Genomic DNA, 22,185 nt, shown 5'->3' on the forward strand with positions numbered 1-22,185 from the left:
TAAATAATCGTCCGCACCCCATGTAAAGAGCTAACTAACGCCGATTCCACTCCAAAAACAATAAAACATGGGGCTAACCCCATGTTCTATCACAAGACTTCTCAAGCCTATCTGGTTCCGTAATACATATATGTGTAGATTTTCTCACCTTCCACAAAGTAAGCCTCAAAGTCTGCGCCCTTCTCTATGGTATCCAGCTCTTTTTCTGTAACCCCCCGGTAACCCAGGGACGCAATAGAATCTTGAATCCCTGGCAATGTAAAGTTCCGGCGGCACTCTTCGGCAATGACGCCATTGTGGGCGAAATTCCTAAAGACCACATAGCAAGCGTAAAGACTTGATTGGTCTTTAACATAGCGGTCCGTCGCCGGCAGCAGAGAACCTGGGTGGTGAGGCAGTAACTGGTACTGCCCATCAGATCAAGGAGCACATCGGCACATCTCGTCTGTATGGGTATATGTAAAAAGTCTGCACAAATGAATAGAATGTTCTTTCTGCATCCCGCCATCTCCAGGGAATCTTTGAGGAACTTCAGCTTTTCTAGGTTGTGATCAACAGCGATATATAAGCAGTCAGCGGGCAAATCTTTGTAGATGTATCTCAGAAAAAAGCCAATGCCAGTTCCCAGCTCCAATAACACCCTGCCGTTCAGAGAAGGAAAGTCCATCTGGCTGTGGAGCCACTCCAGGCCCCGGCTGATACTATCTACAAAAGGAGCTTTCTCCAGGCTGATATAATCACTGAGATACTTGCCGTAGTCCCGGCCTGGAGGCATCGAATCCCGTGGGGCCCTCACTATACCTGATTCTATGCTGTACTGCTGCCCACAGCTACAGACAAACTTTCCATCTACTACATGATTGTCCTGGACGGTAGCTTCGGACAGGGACAATTGCCTGGAGCAGGAGTGGCAGCCCATAACTGGCAAATTATTAAGGTTCAAACCCAGTCTGGTCTCCCTGTATCTCTCCTCCCGGATAACAGTGAATGCCGTTTTCTAAAGCACATTACAGATTAACATCTTCCCCATACAATTTATGTTCTCCTTCATGGTAAAAAAAGTTCTTCAGCTTGTGTGCAGAGGCTTAGACAGATTGCGGACTGCCCAGTTGATAACGAGCAACAGTAGTTGACAATACTTTTCCATAGCGATATATTGAGGCTGGAGGTGGATGATATGCCCAGCGCTGCCCTGATGACCGCGCAGGAAGTTGCCGAGGCCCTGGACATCTCTGTTGAGACCGTTTTGAAATTTACCCAGAACAAGCAGATACCTTCTACTGAACTAGCAAACGGCGAACACAGATACGATTTATCTGCCGTTCTTGCTGCTCTGCCTTTTGTTAAGGAAAGATCTATTGATTACCCAGTGAAGCAACCCTTGACATACGAAGATTACCTGAAGATACCCAATGAACCCGGGGTAAGGATTGAAATTTTGGACGGGGTTTTAGTCAAAGACCCATCGCCCGTTCCTAGGCACCAATTTGCCGGCTTTCGTATTGCACTGATACTGGAGAAGTACTTTGCCACTCGCGATCCCAAGGGGATATTGTTCATTGCCCCTCTGGACATCACTTTGACCGAGGTAAATGTTGTCCAGCCGGATTTGCTGTATGTATCCGGCAGCCAAAAGAGCATTATCGAAGAAAAGCGCATAAACGGCGCCCCCGAGATAGTTGTAGAAGTTCTTTCCCCTGGAAGCTTACACAAGGACAGGGTGCTGAAAATGGAAATCTACCTAAAAGCGGGCGTCGGGCATTACTGGTTGGTTGACCCCCACGAGAAAACTTTTGAGGCCTACCAGCTCAGTGGCGGCAAATATGTTCTAGTCGCAACAGGTCGCGGCACTGATACCGTGCTACATCCTGACTTTCCTGGGCTGAAGGTAAATCTAGAAGAACTATGGCAGGATTAAGATTCTGGCTTTGCGTATAATTATAGGTGCAAAATGATTGGAGGAATCAGGATGCGGGTGAGTACCACAGATCTGCAGAATGCTCTCGGTAAGTACCTGGCCCTGACAGAGACGGAAGACATCATTGTCGTCAAGAACGGAAAGAGCGTTGCCAAGCTAATCCGCCACACCGACCCGGACCATTTTCTCGTTCATGAGGAAGCAACAGGCTACAAGTCGTTTCGAAAAGTCAGCTATGAGGAATACATGGATTTGGTCAACTCGTCTGACCAGAGGTATGAGCTGATTGACGGTGAGATCTATCTTTTGGCCTCACCCAGTTTTAAACATCAGGTTATTGTTAATGAAATTGCGGTTTACTTTCATAACTTCTTTAAAGACAAACCTTGCCGCTCATTAACAGCACCCCTGGATGTGCGGCTTTTCGGTCATGCAACCAAGTTCGAGGAGGACCCCAATGTGGTTCAGCCGGATGTGGTTGTGATATGCGATGAACACAAGGTAAGCGAGGACAGCAAGTATGAGGGTATACCCACATTGATAGTGGAGGTAATGTCTCCTTCCACCAAGGGTAAGGACATGGCCACCAAACTAAATCTTTACATGAAGAGCGGTGTTTCGGAATACTGGCTTGTCAACCCAGAGGCCAAAAATATAATCCAGTATGTCTTTAAGGAGCGCAAACCTGAGAGTATGGAGATGTTTAAAGTAGGAAGTACAGTCAGGTCTCCTGTCTTTGACGGCCTGGAACTGAAGGTGGAGGATATATTCGCTGCTTAGAAGCCTTATCCATCTGAACACAAAAAAGCCTGGGCGACCAGGCTTTTCTATATTCTGGGACAAATTTTAAATAAAGACATAAAAGGAGATTGCCAGGGAATCGGGTTCAGTTCTGCCATAAGTCTGCCAGCATAAATTTAAGCCCTGCAAAGTCTGGGTGCTCAACAACATCATCATTCAGCCCTGATGCAGCCAGGATGTAAGCTCCATCCTGGAGCGCAAAGCATTCCAAGGACTTTTCTTCCGGGTCTACCAACCAGTAATGCTTCACTCCTGCTGCCTGGTAAATCTGCCATTTTAGGACCCGATCCTTGCGGCGGCTGGACTCAGATATAATTTCAACTGCCAGAGTCGGGGCGCCATTTATCCGGTTTTCTTCAATTATATTCTTCTGTGCACCGGCGACAAAGAGCAGATCGGGCTGAACGACCGTATAGTCTCCTAAGGTAACATCCAGGGGCGCAAAGAAGATCTCACCATCAGGGTGGACCTTTTTAAAATAGGAGTCGAGGAGTAGCAAAAGCTTACGCACAATCCGTTGATGAATCACCCTGGGCGACGGCTCTTTAATCAGTTGCCCGTTCAGTACTTCGTAGCGAAAGCCCTGTTCATCGGGTAGTTTTAGGTAGTCCTGATATGTATATTTTTTGGCGTCAACCTGATACACCAGAGATTTTTCTTCGAGAGCTAAGTTAGACAGAGCAGTACTCACAGCCTGCAGGCTGTACCGGTATCCTTCCTTGCCCAACTTGACATACGGTATTTTCTCAGCCTTAGTATAGCTCCAGATTGTTTCTACAGATAAATCCAGAGCTTCCGCCAACACTTCGGCCGTAATCAGGGGGCTCTTGCCACCCATACAGATCACCTCCAGGAAAACTGTATCACTCCTGCAAATAATAATCAACTAATATAAAGTAAACGTGTGTTGTTCTCTGGGGCTTCTGGACTTTAGTGGCAAATATATAGCGCTTTTAACCTCTTGTAATACATTAGACCAGCTTGCGTACACTATGTACACAATGTATACTGGAGGTGGAGGGAGTGAAAATTCTTATGGATAGTGCCATCAATGCAACTGAAGTCAGGAAAAACTGGAGCAGTTTTTTGGATGAGGTAATCCGTAAGAGGCCCAAGATTGTGAAGCGCAATCGGGATTATGTCTTGGCAATGAGTATAGAACATCTACAGGATTTGGTACAGGAGTGCAGGTTTATTGCTCATCTAGAACAGGACTCAGCTACGGGACACTGGATTGCTACGCTGCAGGGATTTGATCTAATCGCTTATTCAGAGAACAAAGAAGATGCACTTTTACAAATAGCAAACGAACTTATGGAATATGCCCATGAATATATCAATGAATTTGAGCTGTGGCATAATGCTCCCAATCGAAAACAGCACTTTCCCTATCTTGTCAAAGTAATGTTGCAAGATAATGCTCACCAGGTCAGGAATCTGATTCAATGCCCAGCTGGCGAGAATTAAAGAGATTTTGTGAGCGCGATGGCTGGGAGCTTTATAAACATACAGACCATTATTACTATCGCAAACTTATGCCTGATGGCTTCATAAAGCGAACCAAGGTCTCCATGGGCAGTGGTGAGATTCCCTCTGTGCTATGGAAAAGGATTCTGCACAAACAGCTTATGGTGTCGATGGAATACTTCAACTCGAATAAATAAAGCTCAAGAACAGCGCCTGTTTCCAGGTGCTGTTCGTTTTGGCTTTAGGCGTTGTGAGGGAATTATGTGCCAGCAAAAGAAATTAAATTTTTATTAGAAACGTGTTCCTTACGCTTGCAGGACTATCCCGGCTGAAATTGAATTATTACAAGATGGCCCAAGAAACATTCGAAACACGTGCAGTGTCTATCTATAGCGAGGTGTAGCAATGGATGATAAGCGCTTAAACCCAATAATTGAGACCAGTTACCTGACAGCCAGTAACGCCTGGCGTTATCGTATGATACTTCGTTATTTCTTTATCCAGCACGAGAGTATGCGCCATTTTATCTTACCCGGAGAAATCCACGCATATCTTCGTGATATTCCGCACTTCGCCGACTATAGCGAGGAGCAGCTCCAACAGGATTTACAGCAGCTAACTGAGTGGAAAAACATAATTGCCCGCCAGGAAACTTCCCGTGTATCTACCATCGAAGAATTCAAGAAGAAACGCTTTCGCTACCAGGCCAGCCCCTACACGATCGAGATCGAGCGGATGGTCCGCCGCTTGGAAAACCTGGGGGAATCCTTTGGCGGCTCCCTGGAGCGAACCTTATTTGATCGGCTGCTTGCAGCCCTTAACCGCTTCTTGGAAGCAGATGGCGAGATCAACAAGGAAGAGCTTAACGCACTATGGGAAGATATTTTCGATTCCTTCCGTAAGCTGACAGACAATGCCACCGATTACCTGGCTCATCTGCATAGCGAAAAGGTCGAAGAGCTGATGATGACGGAGGCCTTTTTAGCATATAAAGAGGCTTTGAGCGATTATCTGCGCAATTTTGTAACCGCCATGCAGCGGGCTTCTCTGAAAATCCAAACCACCTTAGACGCTGCCGATGATCAGTACCTTATTGATGCATGCCAGCGGCTGGCCGATTACCAGTTATCCATCCCCCGCCTGGATGGGGCTCCCGATCGCCTGGAGCTGATTGCAAAGTATCACCGCCAATGGGATAATTTGCAGGTCTGGTTTGTCGGTGGCGAGGGCCGCACCAGCGATCTATATCTCATGCAAACCGCAACCCACGAGGCGATTAGGAGAATCACCCGTTTTGCCCAGAGGTTGGGTGAGCGCCATCATAACCACAAGAGTCGGCGCAAAGATTACCAGGAGCTGGCCCGGCGCTTTGCCGCCTGTTCCGATTTGGACGCGGCCCACCGCTTGTCCGCCTGTGTATTCGGGCTGGCCAACACCCGCCATATCTATGCCCCGGTTAAGGATACCGAAGATATTTATGCTGAAGTCTGGGACCGTGCCGCGACCAAACTTACTGTGCGCCCCATGGTCAAGAACTATCGGCTCAAGACCCGGACCAATGCTGTCCGAGATAACCGGGAGCAAAAAGCGGCGATGCTGGCCGAGCACTTAGCGCAAAAGCAGACAGAGAACCAGCTACTAGATAGTTTAATTGATGACGGCCGCATCGAGTTGGAAGGACTAGGGATAATTGAACCGTATGTGCGAAAAACCCTGCTGGTCTGGATTAGCCGTTGTCTGGCTGTGCCCACCCTCACCACCAAAACAGAAACCGGCCGCAGCGTAAAACTGCACACCAAATCTGGCCGCGTTATCCTCCGAGCAACCGACGGCAACCTGGATATGCCCAACTATACACTGGAAATTACGGAGTGAAAATATGGAACAACAAATCAAACCTATAGCCGCTTTCGACGATGTTGCCCTGGAGGCCGCTTCGGATCTGCTGGAGCAGTTCTGGATATTGAGGGATAAAGAACCGGAGAAATATTTGCAGATACGCAATCGGGAACGGGCGCTAAGGACCTGGTTTATGGAGAAGACAGGTATGCGCCTGGTGGTTCACCGCTATTTTGCCAAGCTGGAGAAGATACCGGTGGTTCCATCTCCCTGGATGGGAATAGCGGAATTCCTGCACAAACGGGACTATGTACTGTTCTGTGGTCTGCTGGCCTTTTTGGAAGGCAAGGCGGTGGACGAGCAATTTTTGCTTTCCGGCCTCTGCGAAGATCTCATCAGTGATTATCCAGGCCCCGAAAGTCTGGACTGGGTGAATTACGAACACCGCAAGTCCCTGATTCGGGTGCTGCGCCATGCCACTAATTTGGGCGTCCTCCATGTGGTGGAGGGAGAGATAGAGCAGTTTGGCGCCGGCGAAGTCGAGGTCTTGTATGAGGTGCCGGTAACCGCCCGTTACTTTATGCGCTCATACCACCGGGAGCTGGCAACTATGAAAACTATGGAAGCTATCCTGGAGGCCGAATGGCCAGAGGACCAAACCATCCGCCGCCGCAATCGCATCTACCGCCGTCTGCTTCTGGAGCCGGTTATGTACAGTAGTGGCGCAAACGACCCGGATTTCCTCTATCTTCGCAATCAGCGTAACCGCATCCGGGAGGATATAGAAAACAACTTTGAACTACAGTTCGAACTCTATAACAACGCTGCCCTTTTGTCCCTGCCGGAGCGCCGGGCAAAGTTCCATCACTTTCCGGACAATCGCGCCATATCTGGTATTGCCCTGCAATTCGCCGGCCTGGCCAGGGAAATCCGGGAACAGGAAGACATCCCCCTGCAATATGACGGCAGCATCAGCCTGCCCAAGTCGGAGTTTTCCCGCTGGGTGGGCATTTGCCGCGAGCGATTCAGCCATGGCTGGTCCAAGCTTTATAGGGAAGCAGATACAAACTTGGTTGTCCGGGACTTGCTTAACCTGCTTAAGGAATGGCAGATGGCGGACCAGGACCCCGAAACAGGCATAATTTCACTGCTGCCGCTGCTGGCCCGCACCAGAGGGGAATACCCGCCGGATTATACGGGGGAGGAGAAAACAAATGACTGAGAAACTGCAATTAAACCGAGCCGGCTTGCTAAACTTCTGGTACTATGACAATGAAATATTTGAGTTCTCGGACGGCAAACTGTTGCTCCGGGGCAGCAATGGCTCAGGCAAGTCGGTTACTATGCAAAGCTTAATACCTGTACTCTTGGACGGGCGTAAAAGCCCTGACCGCCTGGATCCGTTTGGCTCTAAGGCCCGCAAAATGGAAGACTACCTGCTGGGCGAGCCGGGCGTCAGCACCATTGAAGAGCGCACCGGCTACCTGTGGCTGGAATACCTGCGCCCGGGCAGTAACCGCGCCATAACCACCGGCATCGGACTTCGGGCAAGACGGGGCAGTACCATGGACTTTTGGGGTTTTGTCATCACAGATAACCGCCGCATCGGCCTGAACTTCGAATTGCATAAGCAGGAATACGATCCCGGCGAGGGCAAAGAAGTAATGGTTCCCTTAAGTCGCCGCGAGCTCACCAACCGCCTGGAAAGCGGCGGCGCGGTGGTCCGGGGACAGCGGGAATATATGGAGCTGGTAAACCGCCATGTCTTTGGTTTCCAAGCGCTGGATTCATTCGAGGACCTGATTAAACTCTTGATTCAGCTACGCAGTCCCAAGCTATCCAAAGATTTTAAGCCGACTGTTATCTATGAAATCCTCAATGAGTCCATACCGCCGCTAGCTGACGATGAACTGCGTTCACTTACTGAAACAATCGAGAATATGGACCATATCCGCCAGCAGTTAGAGCAGCTGGAACGGGACAATAAGTCATTAAAAAAACTCTGCACTGCCTATGATAACTACAACAACTTTCTGCTGGCGGAAAAGGCCCGGGGCAGCTTGGGTGCAAGCGCCCTCAAAAAACGCATTACTGAAGAGAAAGAAAACCAGGCGCAGGCGATTGAGAGCCAGCGCCAAGAGCTGGAGCAAACCCGACACCGGCATCAGCGGCTAAAAGAGGAAGAAGAGGTGCTCAGCGCTGAACATGAGAGTCTGAAAGAACACGATGTCTTCAAGGCTGAGGAGCAGCGCCGGGACGCAGATAATCGCCGCAAGCAGCAAATAGAAACAAGGAAACAGAAGGACGGAGAGCTTACTAAGAAGGTGTCCCGGGAGGGACAACTGGAGCAAATCTTGCAAAGGAAGCAGGCCGAACAAGATGAAATCGAAGGGAAGATCGCAGACTTATTAGATAATCTAGATGAAACTGGCGAGGAGACGGCCTTCGCAGCCCATGCTGAGCTGGCCGGGGACTACCGGCGTCGCAATCAAGATTATCATTTTGGTATCTGGAAACAGGAGGTCGCCGACCACAGCAACCGACTGAGCAAACTGATTCAGGCGGCTCGTGAACTTACCCATGCTCAACAACGCCACCAACAGGCTGACCGAGAGCATGCCGACGCCAGCAGGCGCCTCGACGATAAACTCCGGGAGCAAAAGAAAATGGATGGGCAACTAGATGCGGCCAAAGAACAATATATCGAGAACTTCCATCGTTGGAGCAGTGCCACCACCGAACTGGAGATAACTGGTGCCGAGAAGCAGCTGGTAACCCAGCGCCTGGTAGATATGTTCGAAGTGCACCAAGCTGAGTCCGTATACCAGCCTGTGGTCTCTGCCCGGGAACGGCGCCAGGCCACATTTGCCGAGGCGCTGGGCAATGTTGCCGCGAACCTAAAACGAAAGCAAGCAGAAATTGAGGAGAAGGAACAGGAAATTCAGGATTGGAAGAACCAAGCCGACCCCGAACCCAGCCGCCACCCAGATACTCAGCTCGCCCGGGAGAAGCTTGAAGCCGAGAGCATACCCTGGCTGCCATTTTATGCGGCGGTGGAATTCAAGCAAGCTGTCAGCGAAGAAAAACGGGAACGGCTGGAGGCGGCGATTACCCAGGCCGGCCTGCTTGATGCCCTGATTGTTCCTGCTGAACACCTGTCCGCCCTCAAGGGGAGCGACAAGGTGATTATTCCCAATCCCCGACTGATGGAGCACACCCTTGCAGATCTGCTGGAGCCGGTGTCCGGCAATGGCGTGGAGACAGAGACAATTGCCGATGTCCTCGCCAGCATTCTGGTGGATACCAGTCAGCTGGATGCGGGCCAGATTACCATCGATTCCCAGGGTAATTACCGAATTGCCCTGATCAGCGGCCAGGCCCCCCGGGAAAAATCTTCCCGCTATATTGGCAGGGAGGCCCGTCGTCGCTATCGTCAGCAAGTGATTGCTGAGCTGACCGATCAACTGGCCGCACTCAAGCGCGATCACTTTGCGCTCACCAAGGAAAAGGATGCCCTCCACCAGCGGGAGGCGGTTCTCTGGGAAGAATACAGCGCTATGCCCTCTCTCGATGCCCTGAAAACAATCTGTTCCGACATGCTCAAGTTACGAGAACAGTTGCAGGTTCGGCGGGAAGATGCAGAGGAAAAACAAAACCGCCTAGATGAGGCCCATAAGCACCTGCTCAGTGTCCGGCGACAGCTTCAGACGCTAGCTGTTGAATTGAACCTGCCCCAGTCTGAGGAGGCTTATACCCGGGCCCACTCCCAGTTCCAGGACTATGCCCGCTGGCTAAACGAGTTGGAGTTGAACCATAACAATCTCCACCATACCATTGAACTAATTGCCAGCAGGCAACAGGAGTTGGATACCCTCCGGGAGGATGTCGATGCACTCCGGGGTGAGTTGAACGTCATTGACAGCACAATCCGCAAACTGGACATGGAAATTGAACAGGTTGACCAGCGACTTAAGGAAATGGGCGCCGACGATATCCGCCGCCGCATCCGTGAACTGAGCGACCGGCTGGAACAATTACCTGGGGAAATAGACCAGTGCTACAAAAAGACTGTTCATTTAGACAGAGATATCCAGGATGGCGCCAAAAACCTGGAGACCCTAACCGCCCGCCTTGCCGTGGCTAGCGAGATTGAGCAGTGTTGGCAGCAGCTGTTGGCCCAGGAGCTCCGCATCACTGACCGCAGCGAACAAGATCCTGAAGCCGCGGCCAAAGAGATTAATAAAGAGCTGGGGCACCTGCTACAGCAGACCGACCGGGATAAAGTCTATATCCGCCTCAACCAGACCTATTTCCAAGAGCAACAGATTCTTATCGAATACCGGCCGCTCATGAGCATACATGAGCTGGGGGCCGAACTGCCGGAGGTAGGCGATCAACAGGACTGGGCCTCCCCCTATTTATCTGCCCTTAAGCAGGTTCGATCCAGATACAATGTCGTCCTGGAATATGGCGGCCGCCACACAACTGCCCGGGCGGTCATGGAACAGATGGAAAAGGACATCGAAATCCAACAGCAGCTCCTCAGCGAAAAGGACCGGGAGCTCTACGAGGAGATAATCCTCCACAGCGTCGGCGACATTATCCGCAAGCGCATCAGCCGTGCTGAGCAGTGGGTAAAGAAAATTAACGATCTAATGGAGCAAAGGGATACCTCCAGCGGTCTTACCTTCTCCCTGCGCTGGAAACCCCGCTCCGCCGAACAGGAAGATGAGCTGGACACCAAAGAGCTGGTGGAGCTTTTGCGCAAGGACCCCAATATCCTCAAAGAGCAGGACATGCAGGATATATCCCGCCATTTCCGGGTGAAAATAGAGCGGGCCAAGGCCGAACTCTCCGAGCGGGAAAGGGGAGATACCTTCCATTCAATTGTCCGGGAACTTTTGGACTATCGGCAATGGTTTGCATTCCAACTATTTTACCGGCGGGAAAACGAACAGAAGCGAGAATTGACCGACCGGGTGTTCTTTACTTTCAGCGGCGGCGAGAAGGCCATGGCCATGTACATTCCTTTGTTCTCCGCCGCCTACTCCCGTTACCAGGAGGCCAGACCCGACGCCCCGCACATTATCTCCCTGGATGAGGCTTTTGCCGGGGTAGACGAGACCAATATCCGCGATATGTTTGACCTGGTGGAACAACTGGGCTTTAATTACATCATCAACTCCCAGAACCTGTGGGGAGACTACGATACGGCCAACAACCTGGCAATCGCAGAACTTGTTCGGCCCAAAAATGCGCCCTGGGTGACTGTAATCCGTTACCACTGGGATGGCCAGGTCCGGAGCTTGAAGACCGAATCCAGTGAAGCGGCTGTGACCAAAGACAACTGATAGCAGGGAGGTGTGGCTTATGCAGGGCAACAATCTGCTCAAAGAGGCCGTGGCTTACTTTAGCGACCCGGCCTTTGCCAGACTTATGGGCTTGATGGCCAAACGCTACCAGGGCCTGGGCCGCATCGGCGGCACGGTGAAGCTTAATAACCCCAAGCCTGAAGTCCGCCAGGCCATCGGTGGTGTGCTGGGCCGGGACCTCACGGGGCAAACTGATATTACAGTATCGCTAACTGAATTTGACCAGGCAATCCAACAGACCCGGTTTGCTGGTATTTCCCTGCTAGATATCCTTACCGCTCGGGCCGGGGGGCAGTTATTTACCAACCAAGAAAAGCATCAGCAAGTGGTCCAGCGGCGAGAAGAATTGCTCTATTCGCTAAAAGAACAGTTCAAACGCCCCAATGCCCAAGAATTTATTAATCAGCTATTAGAGCCAAATGGTAAAGTACATCCGACCATCAAGCGGGCTCTAAAACGGGACAGTTTTCAAGACGAACTACGTGCCGTGCTTGGGGCCCTGGAAAACCTGCCCCGGGACAGCAACAAAGAATTTCAGCGCCTGCCTGTCTGGGCAACCAGCATTACCGGCGACCCCCATGCCTTCGACACACAGACCAATCAAGGCAAGCTTCTGCTGGCGGCGCTGGAAAACTTGTATCACCTGGATTCAGATACTGCCCCCGAACTGTCCGGCAACAACTTACTAGAGCATTTTGGCATCGTTCCTGATGATCTGCTGAACTTTGTTACCTGTCTGGGATTAATTGGAGAGACAAAAAACGGCCCCCATCCTGTGTGGACAGAGGCCGCTAAAGTCGGCACGGTTCTTAATGTTCCCCTGCGGGAGCTCAGTGGAATAACTAAAATCTACCCGGCTGTCAGTCAACTGAAGAAGGTTTTTGTTATGGAAAACCCCGGTGTGTTCTCGGCGATAGCCGATGCCCTGGCCGACCAAACTCCGCCCATCGTCTGCATCCACGGCCAACCTCGCACAGCAGTCTGGATGCTCTTAGACCGGCTGGTTGCAGCAGATGCAGAGATTCTCTACTCCGGAGACTTCGATCCCGAGGGCATTCTCATCGCCCAGCGAATCTGCCATAGATTTCCCAATCACGCTAAGCCATGGCGCTACTCGCAGGTAGATTACCAGAAGAGCGTCTCCGCGATAACATTGTCACCTAAGCGACTGGCGCAGCTTAAACAGGTGAAAATCGAGGACTTAAAACCGCTTGCAGCAGCGGTGGCGGTAACCAAAAAAGCCGGATACCAGGAGAAGATACTCGAGAAGCTAGTTGGAGATATCAGGAGCTGCTACGGTCCTGAAGAGCAAGTTTAGTACTGTCATACGCTGCGAGAGGAAATAGCATTTTGAATAGATGTGGTGAAACAGGACGCCAGAAGCCACGTAAATTAGTCCAGGTATTCGTCAGAGTGTTCCCGAAGATACTCTTTGAGGGATTTTTGCAAAATGTATGAGAAGTTGACTCCTTCACGTTCAGCAAGATCATTTAGCCATTTGGGAATCGTGAGCGTCTTTTTGACAGATTTTATCTCCATAGATTTGCGAAATGCAGGCATCCACACATCGACCAAAGACACAAATCCGCTATCGTCTACTTCAAGGCTACTGGGCACGCTAGGTGCAGGGATGGGGTCGCCGTCTTTTTCCATACCGTATAAATGCAGCTTTAGAGCATCTTGCGCCATCCGCAATGCCTCTTCAACTGTATCCTCTTCTGTTAGGCAACCGGGCAGATCGGGAAAGGATACACTGTACCTGTTGTCCGAATCCGGCTCAAAAATAGCCGGGTATATATAACGATCTTTAGTTTTCATCTCTTCTACCTCCCTGAGGGCCCTGGAGCTATGGTGCACTATATTATTAGCGCGTGCGGATACGTGTCAATATACGTATCAATGTGCGTTTTCCTGGCGTGATGAAATAAGAGTGACTTTGGTATTGGATGGCGGCAACCTTCCTAAGACCTCAGCTTGACTGGTATAAGAAGTAGGAAATTTAGTCAATTTTGGCGAATTAAATTAATATCTAATCCCACGGCGCTTTTTGTGTGCCTGGGATTTTGTTTGTATTAGCATGGTGACTATATGAAGTGGGCTTAGGTCGCCAATTAAAACCGTAATTAAAAGATTTTGAATTCAACGATGAGCTTTACAGTAGTCAGAAAGGCTTGCTGCTGGTAAACGTCTTTTCTTTGCGAGCATATTTCTCCAAATCTGATTGCCGTGGTTTTCACTAATGAATCCGTTATTATACGCATCTATTAATATGTCTGCTGTGGTAATGTGGTTTAACTGATATTTTTCTACATACTTGGTAATGTCGCTTAAATTGTTGCTGGCGAGTATACCTCTGTGAACTTTTGCTAATGCAATTGCTGAAGCCTCACCTTTGCCAATGACTATATCCCCTGCAGGGGGTGCTATTGCCAATTGGTTATATAATTGAAATTCCTCCGTGTCGGTGAAAATCCTTTGAGTCGTAATGTGCCCATCTGCAATTAACTTGTCCACTTGCCGCTTAATATGAGGAATGCTCGGATTAGATAATTCATTGAAGACTTCCTGTGGTAAGACTATCCTTCTTGGATATAGGTTAAGCAATATCCTTTCTTCTCTTACCCATAAAAATGAGGAGATGCAATCGGTATCAAAAAAGAGTTTAGTCATAAGCCTCTTCTTCCTCAAAACCAAATACCATATCTCCCCGGAAACCGTTTAACAGGAGTTCCTCATATTTTCCAGTGGAAATTAGTCCCCTGTCCTTAAGAGTTTCTGCTAGCTTAATGTATTTCCCTTGCGTAGTGTACTGTTTATGCTCCGGTGTAGGGCGGTATAGCCTGTCATCAAAACCCAACTTGATTGCCGATGAAATTATGTTTGATTTCATCGGCTCTGCCGTTTTGCTGTCAACATACCCCTCAATTGATAGCCGCCACAAGATTGCTTGCCTGCTTACCCCAAAATGTTGCTCAATTTTCACTACGTCAGTGACAGAGAGTGTGCTCTTTCCTTTAGACTTTCCTAGACTGTTAATAAAGGCATTCAATGCTTCATAAGGGGCTAGGAAATAGGATGCAAACATATCAGCTTCTTTTTCCAAGAGATCTTTATCTCTTTCAAGGTCCTTGGAGCAAACAATGTGCATGAAGTCTTCGTGAAAGTACAGATGGCATAGTTCATGAGCCACTGTAAAACGTTGTCGCCCGTAGGTCATGCTTGAATTTATGCCGATAATTCTGTTGCGATTATCCTTAATGCATATTCCGCTGATTCTTTCGCCCATTGGATAAAAAACTAAAGTCAGGTCTTCACTGCTGTTTGCAAGGGAGAAAATATCTACTGGCGTGTAATTGTCAATGCTAAATTTTTTACGTAAGCTTATTGCATTCGAGTTGATTTCAATCTTCTCCATCATTTTCCACCCCCTCGAGCAGTTCTTCCATAAAACGCAGATTGAGAGCAATCTTATTGAGTTCAGCGATTACTTCTAAGTCTTGAGTTTCGACTGCATCAGCACGAAAGGCAGTGGGGAGGGGGGAGTAGTTACTGTTTTCGTTAATGAAATAATCAACAGGGCAGCCAAAGAGATTTGCTACCTTTTCAAGGACATCCAAACTCAATTTCCTTTCGTTTTTCTCACACTTGGAGATATAGCTCTGGTCAACCTGTAAATATTCGGCCAATTGACTTTGAGTAAATCCGCTTTTTTTACGCAACTCGGAAAACCTTTCGCCTGCCAATTCACTTTTATACACTGTCGCCACCTCCTATCATTGAGTATATCCCATCTCTGTCATAAAATAAACCTCCATAGGTAAAATTAATATGACAACCGGCTCAGGTATGGAATTGGGGCAAACAACTCCCAATTGAAATCATCACCTTCCTCGTCGGAAGTGATGATTGTGGTAAAGAAAAAGAGCCCGCAGGCTCTAATTTAGAAGCTATTAAATGTGGTTTCAATATCCTCCTGTTTTGAGTGTTCATCATGGTTAATCATCAGAATGTCGCCATTGATCAAAGCAGGAAAAGTAATTTCCCACATTGTGATTGTGCCCTTCGTCCGGGCATCCTCCAAAAGTTGCTGAGCGTCAGGGTCGTCTGTGGCTGGGTCAAATAAATAGAACTCCACATCTTCCCCATCTAGCTCAATTCCGAAGCCGTCCACTGCCCCTAACATGCTGTAGTCTTTTAATGTTTCTTCACCAACGGTAAACCCATGTTGTTCAAAATGTCCAAGTAGGTCAGCTAATGGCTCGTTATCAGTGTTCTCCTCATCGACTGGGTCTCCATTTTGCGTTCCGTTTTGATTCTGGTCACCCAGGTCGTTTGCTGGTCCCTGATCATTTGAGCCACACCCTGCAATCAACACTGCGCTGCCCAACAACACCATCAAAAGAACCGTTAAGACCTTTTTCAAACTAAAAACCTCCCTTTCACTGTCACCTTAACATAGGTCCGTGACACTCCCTGTCCTGATAAAAAACGACCAGCATCAAAAAAAGCCAGGTTATATTACCCGGGGGAACTATACGCACAAGTCTTTGAACTACTTAGTCCTAAGACCACTATTCTTGTGTTGGAGTAATCTTCGAGCTACATCTGTTCTGACCTACTATGCTCCAGAGGTAGGGATTCGGTTAATTTTAGCGAATAGATTAAATATCTAATCCCACGGCATTTTTGTTGTGCCTGGGTTTTTGTATATATAGCATTAATCCAAAATTCGCTTCAACCTACTGATGTTATCTAGGAGGCTAAATATGTGGAAACCTAAAACCGCAGAAGATCAGCTTCTCTCAAAATATATTGAGTCCGTTCCAGGCAAGTTCTACTTAGAAGTGCCCGTCGGGTTTGGCGATGGACAATCGACTTCTCGAAGAATTGATGGCGTTCTGATCCCGGGCGATTCTTGGGAGGTCTATCCGCGTGGGACCGTTTCGAATTCTGAGCAAAAAGCTGCATTTGAGGGAAAGCATATCTATATTCTGGAGGCCAAGCGAGAATTAAACAGGGGGGTAATTGGCCAGGTTCTGGTCGGACTTGATCTGATTAGTAGAGACTATAACCCTCTTTCAGTTAAAATGGTAGTAGTCTGCGGTAGGGGACAAGTTGACTTGGAGTGGGTATGCGCACGCAATAATATTGAGGTGTTTATTGGAGATTTTGAGCGAAGAACAACGACAACCGCGGCAAAAGACGGAGGAGTTAGAGACGTAAGACAGCCACCTGATTCTGCTAGACTTCGTGCGTTTCAGGCTGGTTGGACTGCAGCCGTCAATGGAAAATTGTTCGCTAGCACCCTAGAGAAGAGGACCCATGCTAATATGGGCAACATGTTTGGGTAGATATATGGAAAGCAATCCAGGGGATTCATGATTTCTACCTGGGGAAATTATTTATTGCATTCAGCTTATTTTGATGAAAGTATGTAGGATGTACATCAAAAACCTGTTAGGGAGGGTTATCATGGCAACTTCAGGATTAAGAGTCGCTTGGTTTGTTGGCGCATCGTATGGCGGAACCCAAGACCAGACCCCGCGTTTCCTTACCCAGGGAATCTGGGAAAATGGCTATGAAGATAGGTATTTGGACCTAGTCAAATCCGTTAGGCCTGGGGATCGAATTGCAATCAAATCTACATATACCCGCAAACATGACCTGCCTTTTGATAATCGGGGTCATATTGTATCGGTTATGGCTATCAAGGCGATTGGAACGGTTACAGAAAATCCCGGCGACGGCCGCCTGTTGAAGGTGGATTGGACACCTCTAGCCCCATATAAGGAATGGTACTTTTATACATACAAGCGAACAATCTGGCGTGTTGTCCCTGATAATTGGATGGCCGAGGCTTTAATTCGCTTTACCTTTGAAAATGAACCTCAGGATATCGCGCGTTTTACCCAGCAACCATTTTGGCGCGAGCGGTTTGGTGGTTTGCGGGAGAAACAACAGTTTGAATGGACACGGTTTTATCAGGCTGTTGCGGACAAACTGCTTGATTACAAGAATAAGCGGGATGAACTGGTTACTGGCATACATGAGATTGCCAACAGGATGCATGGTCTTTCCTATTTGACTGATAAGTATTCAGATGGAACGTCCCGCCCGCTGAATGATATTTGTCCGTTTACGACAATGGCCATTTTTAACCGCGGGATTACCGATGCCAACAGAATTTCTATTGCCAATGAATTGGCACGGCTCCTTGACATTGACGAATCTGTACCCGACAGTTTCGATGGGATTCCATTGGTTAACAATCAGAAGTCTTGGTTCTTTGGTTATTCCACAGCAAGGCAACCAGACGATATCGACAAGCTTTGGAATATTTTCGAGGCGGCGCTACACTTTGCCGATTCCGATGATGAAAATTTGCGCTCCCGGTTTATCCAGGCCTATAACGAGGCCACCCACGTAGTTGGGGTGGGGTGGAATTTAACCATGGGCCTGTATTGGATACGGCCGTGGAGCTATCCAACGCTTGAAGGACAATCACGTAACTACATTATTAAGAAGTTGGGTATTCAGATCGCCGTCAATGGACCCGGAGGTCGCTGTAATGCCGATGATTATCTGGAGATTATGGAAACCCTGGAGGCCCGGTTCCGTGAGGAGACTTACCCTGTTCACTCGTTCCCAGAACTATCGCTGTCGGCATGGCTGTATAAGGATGGCGATACCGTTGTTAAACCTCCTGGACCGACTGAAAACGATAATGATGATAATGCCGATGCGGATGACGATGCAGCATACCCCGTGGCACCTATCGAGTCGTATTCCCTCGATGACATTCTGACGGATGGTAGCTTCTTGGAACGTTCGCAACTGGAAAAGATACTCGAACGTCTTCGTACCAAGAAAAACCTCATTCTGCAAGGACCGCCAGGGACAGGCAAGACATGGCTTGCCAAACGCCTGGCCTTCGCCCTGATGGGGCAACTGAATGAGAGTAAACTGCGAGCGTTGCAGTTCCACCCGAATTTGTCCTATGAAGATTTTGTGCGGGGGTGGCGCCCCAGTGGGGATGGTAAGCTCACCTTGGTTGACGGTCCATTCCTGGAAACAATCAGCGCCGCTCAAAAAGATCCAGGCTCTAGATATGTAATTGTAATAGAAGAAATAAACCGGGGAAATCCTGCTCAAATATTTGGCGAGATGCTTACGCTTCTTGAAGCGGACAAGCGAACCCCCTCCGAGGCCCTGGAGTTGAGCTACAGCCGCAATTCAGACAAGGTGTATATACCAGACAACTTATATGTAATCGGCACCATGAATATTGCGGATCGCTCCCTTGCTTTGGTTGACTACGCGCTCCGGAGACGGTTTGCGTTTATTGATTTGGAACCAACCTTTGGCAAGCCCTGGCAAGACTATGTTCATGACAAATTTGGTTTCGACCTGGATGTTCTTCAGGAGATTGAAAGGCGAATCCGCAGTCTAAATGAAGAGATCGCCTCAGATGCCAGTTTGGGCGCTCAATTTCGTTTGGGTCACAGCTATATAACCCCAGCTATCGGTACCACTATCCAGGATGCCCGGGAATGGTTCCGTCAGGTAGTGGAAACGGAAATCGTCCCTCTCCTCGAAGAATATTGGTTTGACTCATTGGACAAAGCACAAAAAGCCAAGGCACGCCTACTGGACGGATTTTAATGTTGACACACAGCCAGGACAAAAATGAATCCGGCCTGGTTGGCCGGATTCCAGTTCGCAATCTTTGGTTGCTGATGTTGTATGCGTCCCATCTTTACCGTGATGTTTCCACCTCTAGGACTGCTGTTGAGGACAACCCTGATGACATTCCCGATTTGGTGGCGGAAATATTAACCCGTTCAGTTGAACGTCGGCTTAGGCGTAATTTATGCTTTGGCTACAGATCAAAGACAGATGTTCTCAGCCGCGTTCGGGGGCGGGTAGACCTTTTGGCAACTGAACGCAAGCAATTGCTGAATCGGGGCAAAGTGGCCTGTCGGTACGAGGAGCTTACTGTCGACACACCGCGCAATCGCTATGTTCGGGCTGCTTTGCTGCAGTTGATGAAGATTGTTCGCCGTAAGGACTTGGCGCACCGCTGTCGCTCTCTTGCAGGGAGTTTGGGCCAATTGGGGGTTGCCGGCGAGAAACCCGCCAGGGCACAAATGTCCGCTAATCGTTTTGGTCGGCATGACTTGGAGGACCAGCAAATGGTGGTGGCTGCCCGCCTCGCCTTCGATTTGGCTCTGCCTACAGAAGAAAAAGGCGCAATGCACCTACCTGTGCCGGAGCGTGAAATCGCCTGGGTTCGCAAGCTCTTCGAAAAGGCTGTAGCCGGGTTTTATGATGTTGTTCTTGCTCACACAGGTTGGCGGGTAGAAGCAGGGAAGACTATGGATTGGCTTATCGAGAGTAAGACAGCAGGGATGGACAGTATCCTGCCATCGATGCGCACCGATATAATCCTGGAGCATGTCCAAAAGGGGCGCCGGATTATTATTGACACCAAGTTTAACTCGATAGTGACCCGAGGCTTGTATAGAGACCAAACCTTGCGGAGCGGGCATATCTACCAGATATATGCATATCTACGATCCCAGGTTGGGTGTGGTGACCCGCTGGCAGATAGCGCTTCCGGGCTATTGCTCCATCCTTCGGTTGGGGAGATGATGGATGAGACTGTGGTAATACAGGGGCATGAGATTAGGGTTGCAACGGTCGATCTTGCAGCGGAGGCTTCAGAAATCCGCAAGCAGCTGCTGAATGTGGCAGGCTTAGCGGGAACCACTGATTAAGAGCGTCTGCTTAATAGCTATTGACTGGAGGGGCGGCTCGCCCGTCTTTTCCAGACTGATATGATTTTTTAGCTCTAGGGAGGAGGGTATCATGCAACTTGATAGACTCCGGGCCGCTATTTTGGCAATTAAGGCAGCCCAGCCAGATGAGACCTATCAGCTATCCTTAAAAGAGAAGATTGCTCGGATTCGGCTGGCCTTTAAAAGAGATTGGTATGATCACCACGCTGCTGAAGCCAGGCAGCTGGCCAGCATCTTGAAAAAAGGATACCCAACGCCTGTGCTGACTGTGTGTGGCCATGGCACGCAAGAAATTCGGTTTACTAGTTATTTAGCCTACTTTCTCAATCCCCACAGCGGTCATGGGCTGAGCAATAGAGTGTTGAACTTCGTTTTGGGTGAATATGTCCCCGAATTATTAGATTTGCCCACCGAAAAAATCCGTGTTAATTCTGAGGTCTGGATCGGCAAAGCACAGGTAAACAAGGTTACAAGGAACTGCATATGCGATATTTGTGTCAATACCGATAATCTCGCAGTGTTCATTGAAAACAAAATAACCAGCGGCCAGGGAATCGTAAAGGGGGCTGGAAGACAACTCGAATTGTACAATCTTGCTATCGAAAACAACCAAGAATTTTCCGGCAAGAAAATCCTAAAGATTTATCTAACTCCCACCGGAAAATTGCCAATAGGAGTCAATGACTGGGAGCCAATGTCCTATGCTGAAGTGGTAACCCGGTCAGCAAACTTGCTGGGAGATCCTGAGTTATCCGATGTTGCCAAGGAAAACTTGCGTAGATTTTTGGTGGATTTGAGTCTGGGGCCCAACGAAGAATCGGATGAGCTGCTAGACAGTGTTTACAGTCTTACTAGAGATGCCTTGGGAGATTTTAACCTTAGTGCAGTTTCTCGCTATCTGAAGATGGTAAACGATAACAGAATGTTGATAAACATATTATTGGAGGGGCTGCGATGAACAATCTTTCTGAAGCCGGAAGATTATATTTGGCCGATTATGCAATTCTAAAAGAAGCCCAGGATGATGTGCATAGTTACTTAGAGACGGTAATTGATCATGTCTATGAGGCACTAAAGGAAGCCAAAGAGCAGTTTAATCCTACTTCGCCTTTGGCATGGGGAATATGGCGTAATTCGGATAAAACTAAAATAAATATCGATCTTGTGTCCAAGAAAGAACAGTTTCCGTTTATTAATAAACTGAATTTCACTATCCGCTATAGAGACATCCGCTTGGACAAATACCTTAAGCGGCCCGACACTGTGGGTGTTTCAATGTGGTCAACCAATGGTTTTCTCAGTAACATCAAGAAACTCTCGACGGATAGATTTAATGGTATGGAAGCCCTGGCTAAGGAGAATGGCATTGATTTGGATTTCACTCGTAAGTATAACTTCAAGGAAATAATTGAGTTAGACCTTAACGATGCCAGTAAGTCAGCAGACAACATTGTTGAATCTCTGCAGGACAAATGGCACGCGTTAAACGAGGTTGTTGAGTTGTTGGCGAAAAATGAGTAGCCCTCGTTCACGGTCTTTTCTGCTCTCATACGCAGCAAAAAAGTGCCCTTTAGGCCCATTGCTAGGTTATCCATTGTCGTATTTCAATTTTGGGGTAGAAGATAGCTGGCCAGCTCAGACTCTATGTAAACACATCACACATAAACATTAGTTAGGAGTGGTGGATAGTGGTTATCGATATTTATTTAGTACAGGTGGAGGGATTAAAGTATGATGAACAATAATGTTAGGTATCAGCAATCAATACTAGCAGAATTTATTGCATTAAAAGATAGAGTTAGGTTCTTTATTGGGAACAGCCATTGGGTGTTTTTGCTGAGCCATATAGCCCATAAGTTGACGGTATTGCCTGTCCAACAACTGCTAGGTATAATGACCTTATCTTATGAAAGGAAAGGACGCCCCGTTAGCGTGCTACCCATTACAGCAGCACCAGGGCGTCCCAACTCAAAAACCATGGTCATTATAT

The 22,185-nt window shown here is 48.5% G+C and carries 20 protein-coding genes; 13 read left to right on the plus strand and 7 right to left on the minus strand.

Going from position 1 to position 22,185, the window contains the following annotated elements; genetic code table 11:
• Positions 1 to 184: 184 nt before the first annotated feature.
• Positions 185 to 943, minus strand: coding sequence for a class I SAM-dependent methyltransferase (locus FH749_02495; protein MTI94344.1), 759 nt, complete (start codon positions 941 to 943; stop codon positions 185 to 187).
• A 234-nt stretch (positions 944 to 1,177) separates the two neighbouring features.
• Here FH749_02495 and FH749_02500 point away from each other — a divergent pair, with 234 nt between their 5' ends.
• The gene (locus FH749_02500; GenBank protein MTI94345.1) at positions 1,178 to 1,918 is read left to right on the plus strand and encodes a DNA-binding protein; all 741 of its coding nucleotides are present in this window, start codon (positions 1,178 to 1,180) and stop codon (positions 1,916 to 1,918) included.
• Positions 1,919 to 1,969: 51 nt separating this feature from the next.
• Positions 1,970 to 2,698 (plus strand): Uma2 family endonuclease, encoded by a 729-nt coding sequence (locus FH749_02505; GenBank protein MTI94346.1) that lies wholly within the window; start codon positions 1,970 to 1,972, stop codon positions 2,696 to 2,698.
• A gap of 106 nt (positions 2,699 to 2,804) precedes the next feature.
• Here FH749_02505 and FH749_02510 read toward each other — a convergent pair whose 3' ends face one another.
• Positions 2,805 to 3,557, minus strand: coding sequence for a DNA-binding protein (locus FH749_02510; GenBank protein MTI94347.1), 753 nt, complete (start codon positions 3,555 to 3,557; stop codon positions 2,805 to 2,807).
• Between the two features lie 185 nt (positions 3,558 to 3,742).
• On the opposite strand from FH749_02510, the gene FH749_02515 reads away from it, so the two are divergent.
• The 6 genes from FH749_02515 (at position 3,743) to FH749_02540 (ending at position 12,715) form a co-directional block, all read left to right on the plus strand.
• Complete coding sequence (locus tag FH749_02515) at positions 3,743 to 4,186, plus strand: hypothetical protein (GenBank protein MTI94348.1); 444 nt, start codon at positions 3,743 to 3,745, stop codon at positions 4,184 to 4,186.
• Positions 4,165 to 4,383: a type II toxin-antitoxin system HicA family toxin gene (locus tag FH749_02520; protein ID MTI94349.1), complete on the plus strand. Its 219-nt coding sequence runs from the start codon at positions 4,165 to 4,167 to the stop codon at positions 4,381 to 4,383. The genes FH749_02515 and FH749_02520 overlap by 22 nt, the downstream gene beginning before the upstream one ends.
• A 208-nt stretch (positions 4,384 to 4,591) precedes the next feature.
• Positions 4,592 to 6,061: a TIGR02677 family protein gene (locus FH749_02525; protein MTI94350.1), complete on the plus strand. Its 1,470-nt coding sequence runs from the start codon at positions 4,592 to 4,594 to the stop codon at positions 6,059 to 6,061.
• A 4-nt stretch (positions 6,062 to 6,065) separates the two neighbouring features.
• On the plus strand, positions 6,066 to 7,247 hold the full coding sequence (locus tag FH749_02530) for a TIGR02678 family protein (protein ID MTI94351.1): 1,182 nt from the start codon (positions 6,066 to 6,068) through the stop codon (positions 7,245 to 7,247).
• On the plus strand, positions 7,240 to 11,376 hold the full coding sequence (locus tag FH749_02535) for a TIGR02680 family protein (GenBank protein ID MTI94352.1): 4,137 nt from the start codon (positions 7,240 to 7,242) through the stop codon (positions 11,374 to 11,376). The genes FH749_02530 and FH749_02535 overlap by 8 nt, the downstream gene beginning before the upstream one ends.
• Before the next feature lie 19 nt (positions 11,377 to 11,395).
• Positions 11,396 to 12,715 carry a TIGR02679 family protein gene (locus FH749_02540; GenBank protein ID MTI94353.1) on the plus strand — a complete coding sequence of 440 codons (1,320 nt, stop codon included), beginning with the start codon at positions 11,396 to 11,398 and terminating at the stop codon, positions 12,713 to 12,715.
• Between the two features lie 74 nt (positions 12,716 to 12,789).
• Here FH749_02540 and FH749_02545 read toward each other — a convergent pair whose 3' ends face one another.
• The 5 genes from FH749_02545 to FH749_02565 all read right to left on the minus strand — a co-directional run bounded on the left by FH749_02545 (position 12,790) and on the right by FH749_02565 (position 15,820).
• Entirely contained in the window at positions 12,790 to 13,215 is a 426-nt protein-coding gene (locus FH749_02545; protein MTI94354.1) for a type II toxin-antitoxin system HicB family antitoxin, read from the minus strand.
• A 321-nt stretch (positions 13,216 to 13,536) separates the two neighbouring features.
• On the minus strand, positions 13,537 to 14,067 hold the full coding sequence (locus FH749_02550; GenBank protein ID MTI94355.1) for a hypothetical protein: 531 nt from the start codon (positions 14,065 to 14,067) through the stop codon (positions 13,537 to 13,539).
• Positions 14,060 to 14,815, minus strand: coding sequence for an ImmA/IrrE family metallo-endopeptidase (locus tag FH749_02555; GenBank protein ID MTI94356.1), 756 nt, complete (start codon positions 14,813 to 14,815; stop codon positions 14,060 to 14,062). The genes FH749_02550 and FH749_02555 overlap by 8 nt, the downstream gene beginning before the upstream one ends.
• The gene (locus FH749_02560; protein ID MTI94357.1) at positions 14,799 to 15,164 is read right to left on the minus strand and encodes a helix-turn-helix transcriptional regulator; all 366 of its coding nucleotides are present in this window, start codon (positions 15,162 to 15,164) and stop codon (positions 14,799 to 14,801) included. The genes FH749_02555 and FH749_02560 overlap by 17 nt, the downstream gene beginning before the upstream one ends.
• A 173-nt stretch (positions 15,165 to 15,337) precedes the next feature.
• Positions 15,338 to 15,820 (minus strand): hypothetical protein, encoded by a 483-nt coding sequence (locus FH749_02565; protein ID MTI94358.1) that lies wholly within the window; start codon positions 15,818 to 15,820, stop codon positions 15,338 to 15,340.
• A 343-nt stretch (positions 15,821 to 16,163) separates the two neighbouring features.
• Here FH749_02565 and FH749_02570 point away from each other — a divergent pair, with 343 nt between their 5' ends.
• The 5 genes from FH749_02570 to FH749_02590 all read left to right on the plus strand — a co-directional run bounded on the left by FH749_02570 (position 16,164) and on the right by FH749_02590 (position 21,716).
• A complete protein-coding gene (locus FH749_02570) occupies positions 16,164 to 16,748 on the plus strand; it encodes a hypothetical protein (GenBank protein ID MTI94359.1) in 585 nt (194 codons plus the stop codon).
• Between the two features lie 121 nt (positions 16,749 to 16,869).
• A complete protein-coding gene (locus FH749_02575) occupies positions 16,870 to 19,059 on the plus strand; it encodes an AAA family ATPase (GenBank protein MTI94360.1) in 2,190 nt (729 codons plus the stop codon).
• Positions 19,059 to 20,174, plus strand: coding sequence for a 5-methylcytosine-specific restriction endonuclease system specificity protein McrC (gene mcrC, locus FH749_02580; protein MTI94361.1), 1,116 nt, complete (start codon positions 19,059 to 19,061; stop codon positions 20,172 to 20,174). Before FH749_02575 ends, mcrC begins: the two co-directional genes overlap by 1 nt.
• Positions 20,175 to 20,265: 91 nt before the next feature.
• Positions 20,266 to 21,153, plus strand: coding sequence for a hypothetical protein (locus FH749_02585; GenBank protein ID MTI94362.1), 888 nt, complete (start codon positions 20,266 to 20,268; stop codon positions 21,151 to 21,153).
• On the plus strand, positions 21,150 to 21,716 hold the full coding sequence (locus FH749_02590) for a hypothetical protein (protein MTI94363.1): 567 nt from the start codon (positions 21,150 to 21,152) through the stop codon (positions 21,714 to 21,716). Before FH749_02585 ends, FH749_02590 begins: the two co-directional genes overlap by 4 nt.
• Positions 21,717 to 22,185: the final 469 nt, after the last annotated feature.

The organism is Bacillota bacterium (genome assembly GCA_009711825.1).
In the GTDB taxonomy this organism is placed as follows: domain Bacteria; phylum Bacillota; class Proteinivoracia; order UBA4975; family VEMY01; genus VEMY01.

What these genes read in the sequence shown, in the direction of transcription:
- FH749_02500 (MTI94345.1), top strand. Translation starts at nt 1,178, where the DNA reads ATGCCCAGCGCTGCCCTGATGACCGCGCAGGAAGTTGCCGAGGCCCTG.
- FH749_02505 (MTI94346.1), top strand. Translation starts at nt 1,970, where the DNA reads ATGCGGGTGAGTACCACAGATCTGCAGAATGCTCTCGGTAAGTACCTG.
- FH749_02510 (MTI94347.1), bottom strand. Translation starts at nt 3,557, where the DNA reads ATGGGTGGCAAGAGCCCCCTGATTACGGCCGAAGTGTTGGCGGAAGCT.
- FH749_02520 (MTI94349.1), top strand. Translation starts at nt 4,165, where the DNA reads ATGCCCAGCTGGCGAGAATTAAAGAGATTTTGTGAGCGCGATGGCTGG.
- FH749_02525 (MTI94350.1), top strand. Translation starts at nt 4,592, where the DNA reads ATGGATGATAAGCGCTTAAACCCAATAATTGAGACCAGTTACCTGACA.
- FH749_02530 (MTI94351.1), top strand. Translation starts at nt 6,066, where the DNA reads ATGGAACAACAAATCAAACCTATAGCCGCTTTCGACGATGTTGCCCTG.
- FH749_02535 (MTI94352.1), top strand. Translation starts at nt 7,240, where the DNA reads ATGACTGAGAAACTGCAATTAAACCGAGCCGGCTTGCTAAACTTCTGG.
- FH749_02540 (MTI94353.1), top strand. Translation starts at nt 11,396, where the DNA reads ATGCAGGGCAACAATCTGCTCAAAGAGGCCGTGGCTTACTTTAGCGAC.
- FH749_02545 (MTI94354.1), bottom strand. Translation starts at nt 13,215, where the DNA reads ATGAAAACTAAAGATCGTTATATATACCCGGCTATTTTTGAGCCGGAT.
- FH749_02550 (MTI94355.1), bottom strand. Translation starts at nt 14,067, where the DNA reads ATGACTAAACTCTTTTTTGATACCGATTGCATCTCCTCATTTTTATGG.
- FH749_02555 (MTI94356.1), bottom strand. Translation starts at nt 14,815, where the DNA reads ATGATGGAGAAGATTGAAATCAACTCGAATGCAATAAGCTTACGTAAA.
- FH749_02570 (MTI94359.1), top strand. Translation starts at nt 16,164, where the DNA reads ATGTGGAAACCTAAAACCGCAGAAGATCAGCTTCTCTCAAAATATATT.
- FH749_02575 (MTI94360.1), top strand. Translation starts at nt 16,870, where the DNA reads ATGGCAACTTCAGGATTAAGAGTCGCTTGGTTTGTTGGCGCATCGTAT.
- mcrC (MTI94361.1), top strand. Translation starts at nt 19,059, where the DNA reads ATGTTGACACACAGCCAGGACAAAAATGAATCCGGCCTGGTTGGCCGG.
- FH749_02585 (MTI94362.1), top strand. Translation starts at nt 20,266, where the DNA reads ATGCAACTTGATAGACTCCGGGCCGCTATTTTGGCAATTAAGGCAGCC.
- FH749_02590 (MTI94363.1), top strand. Translation starts at nt 21,150, where the DNA reads ATGAACAATCTTTCTGAAGCCGGAAGATTATATTTGGCCGATTATGCA.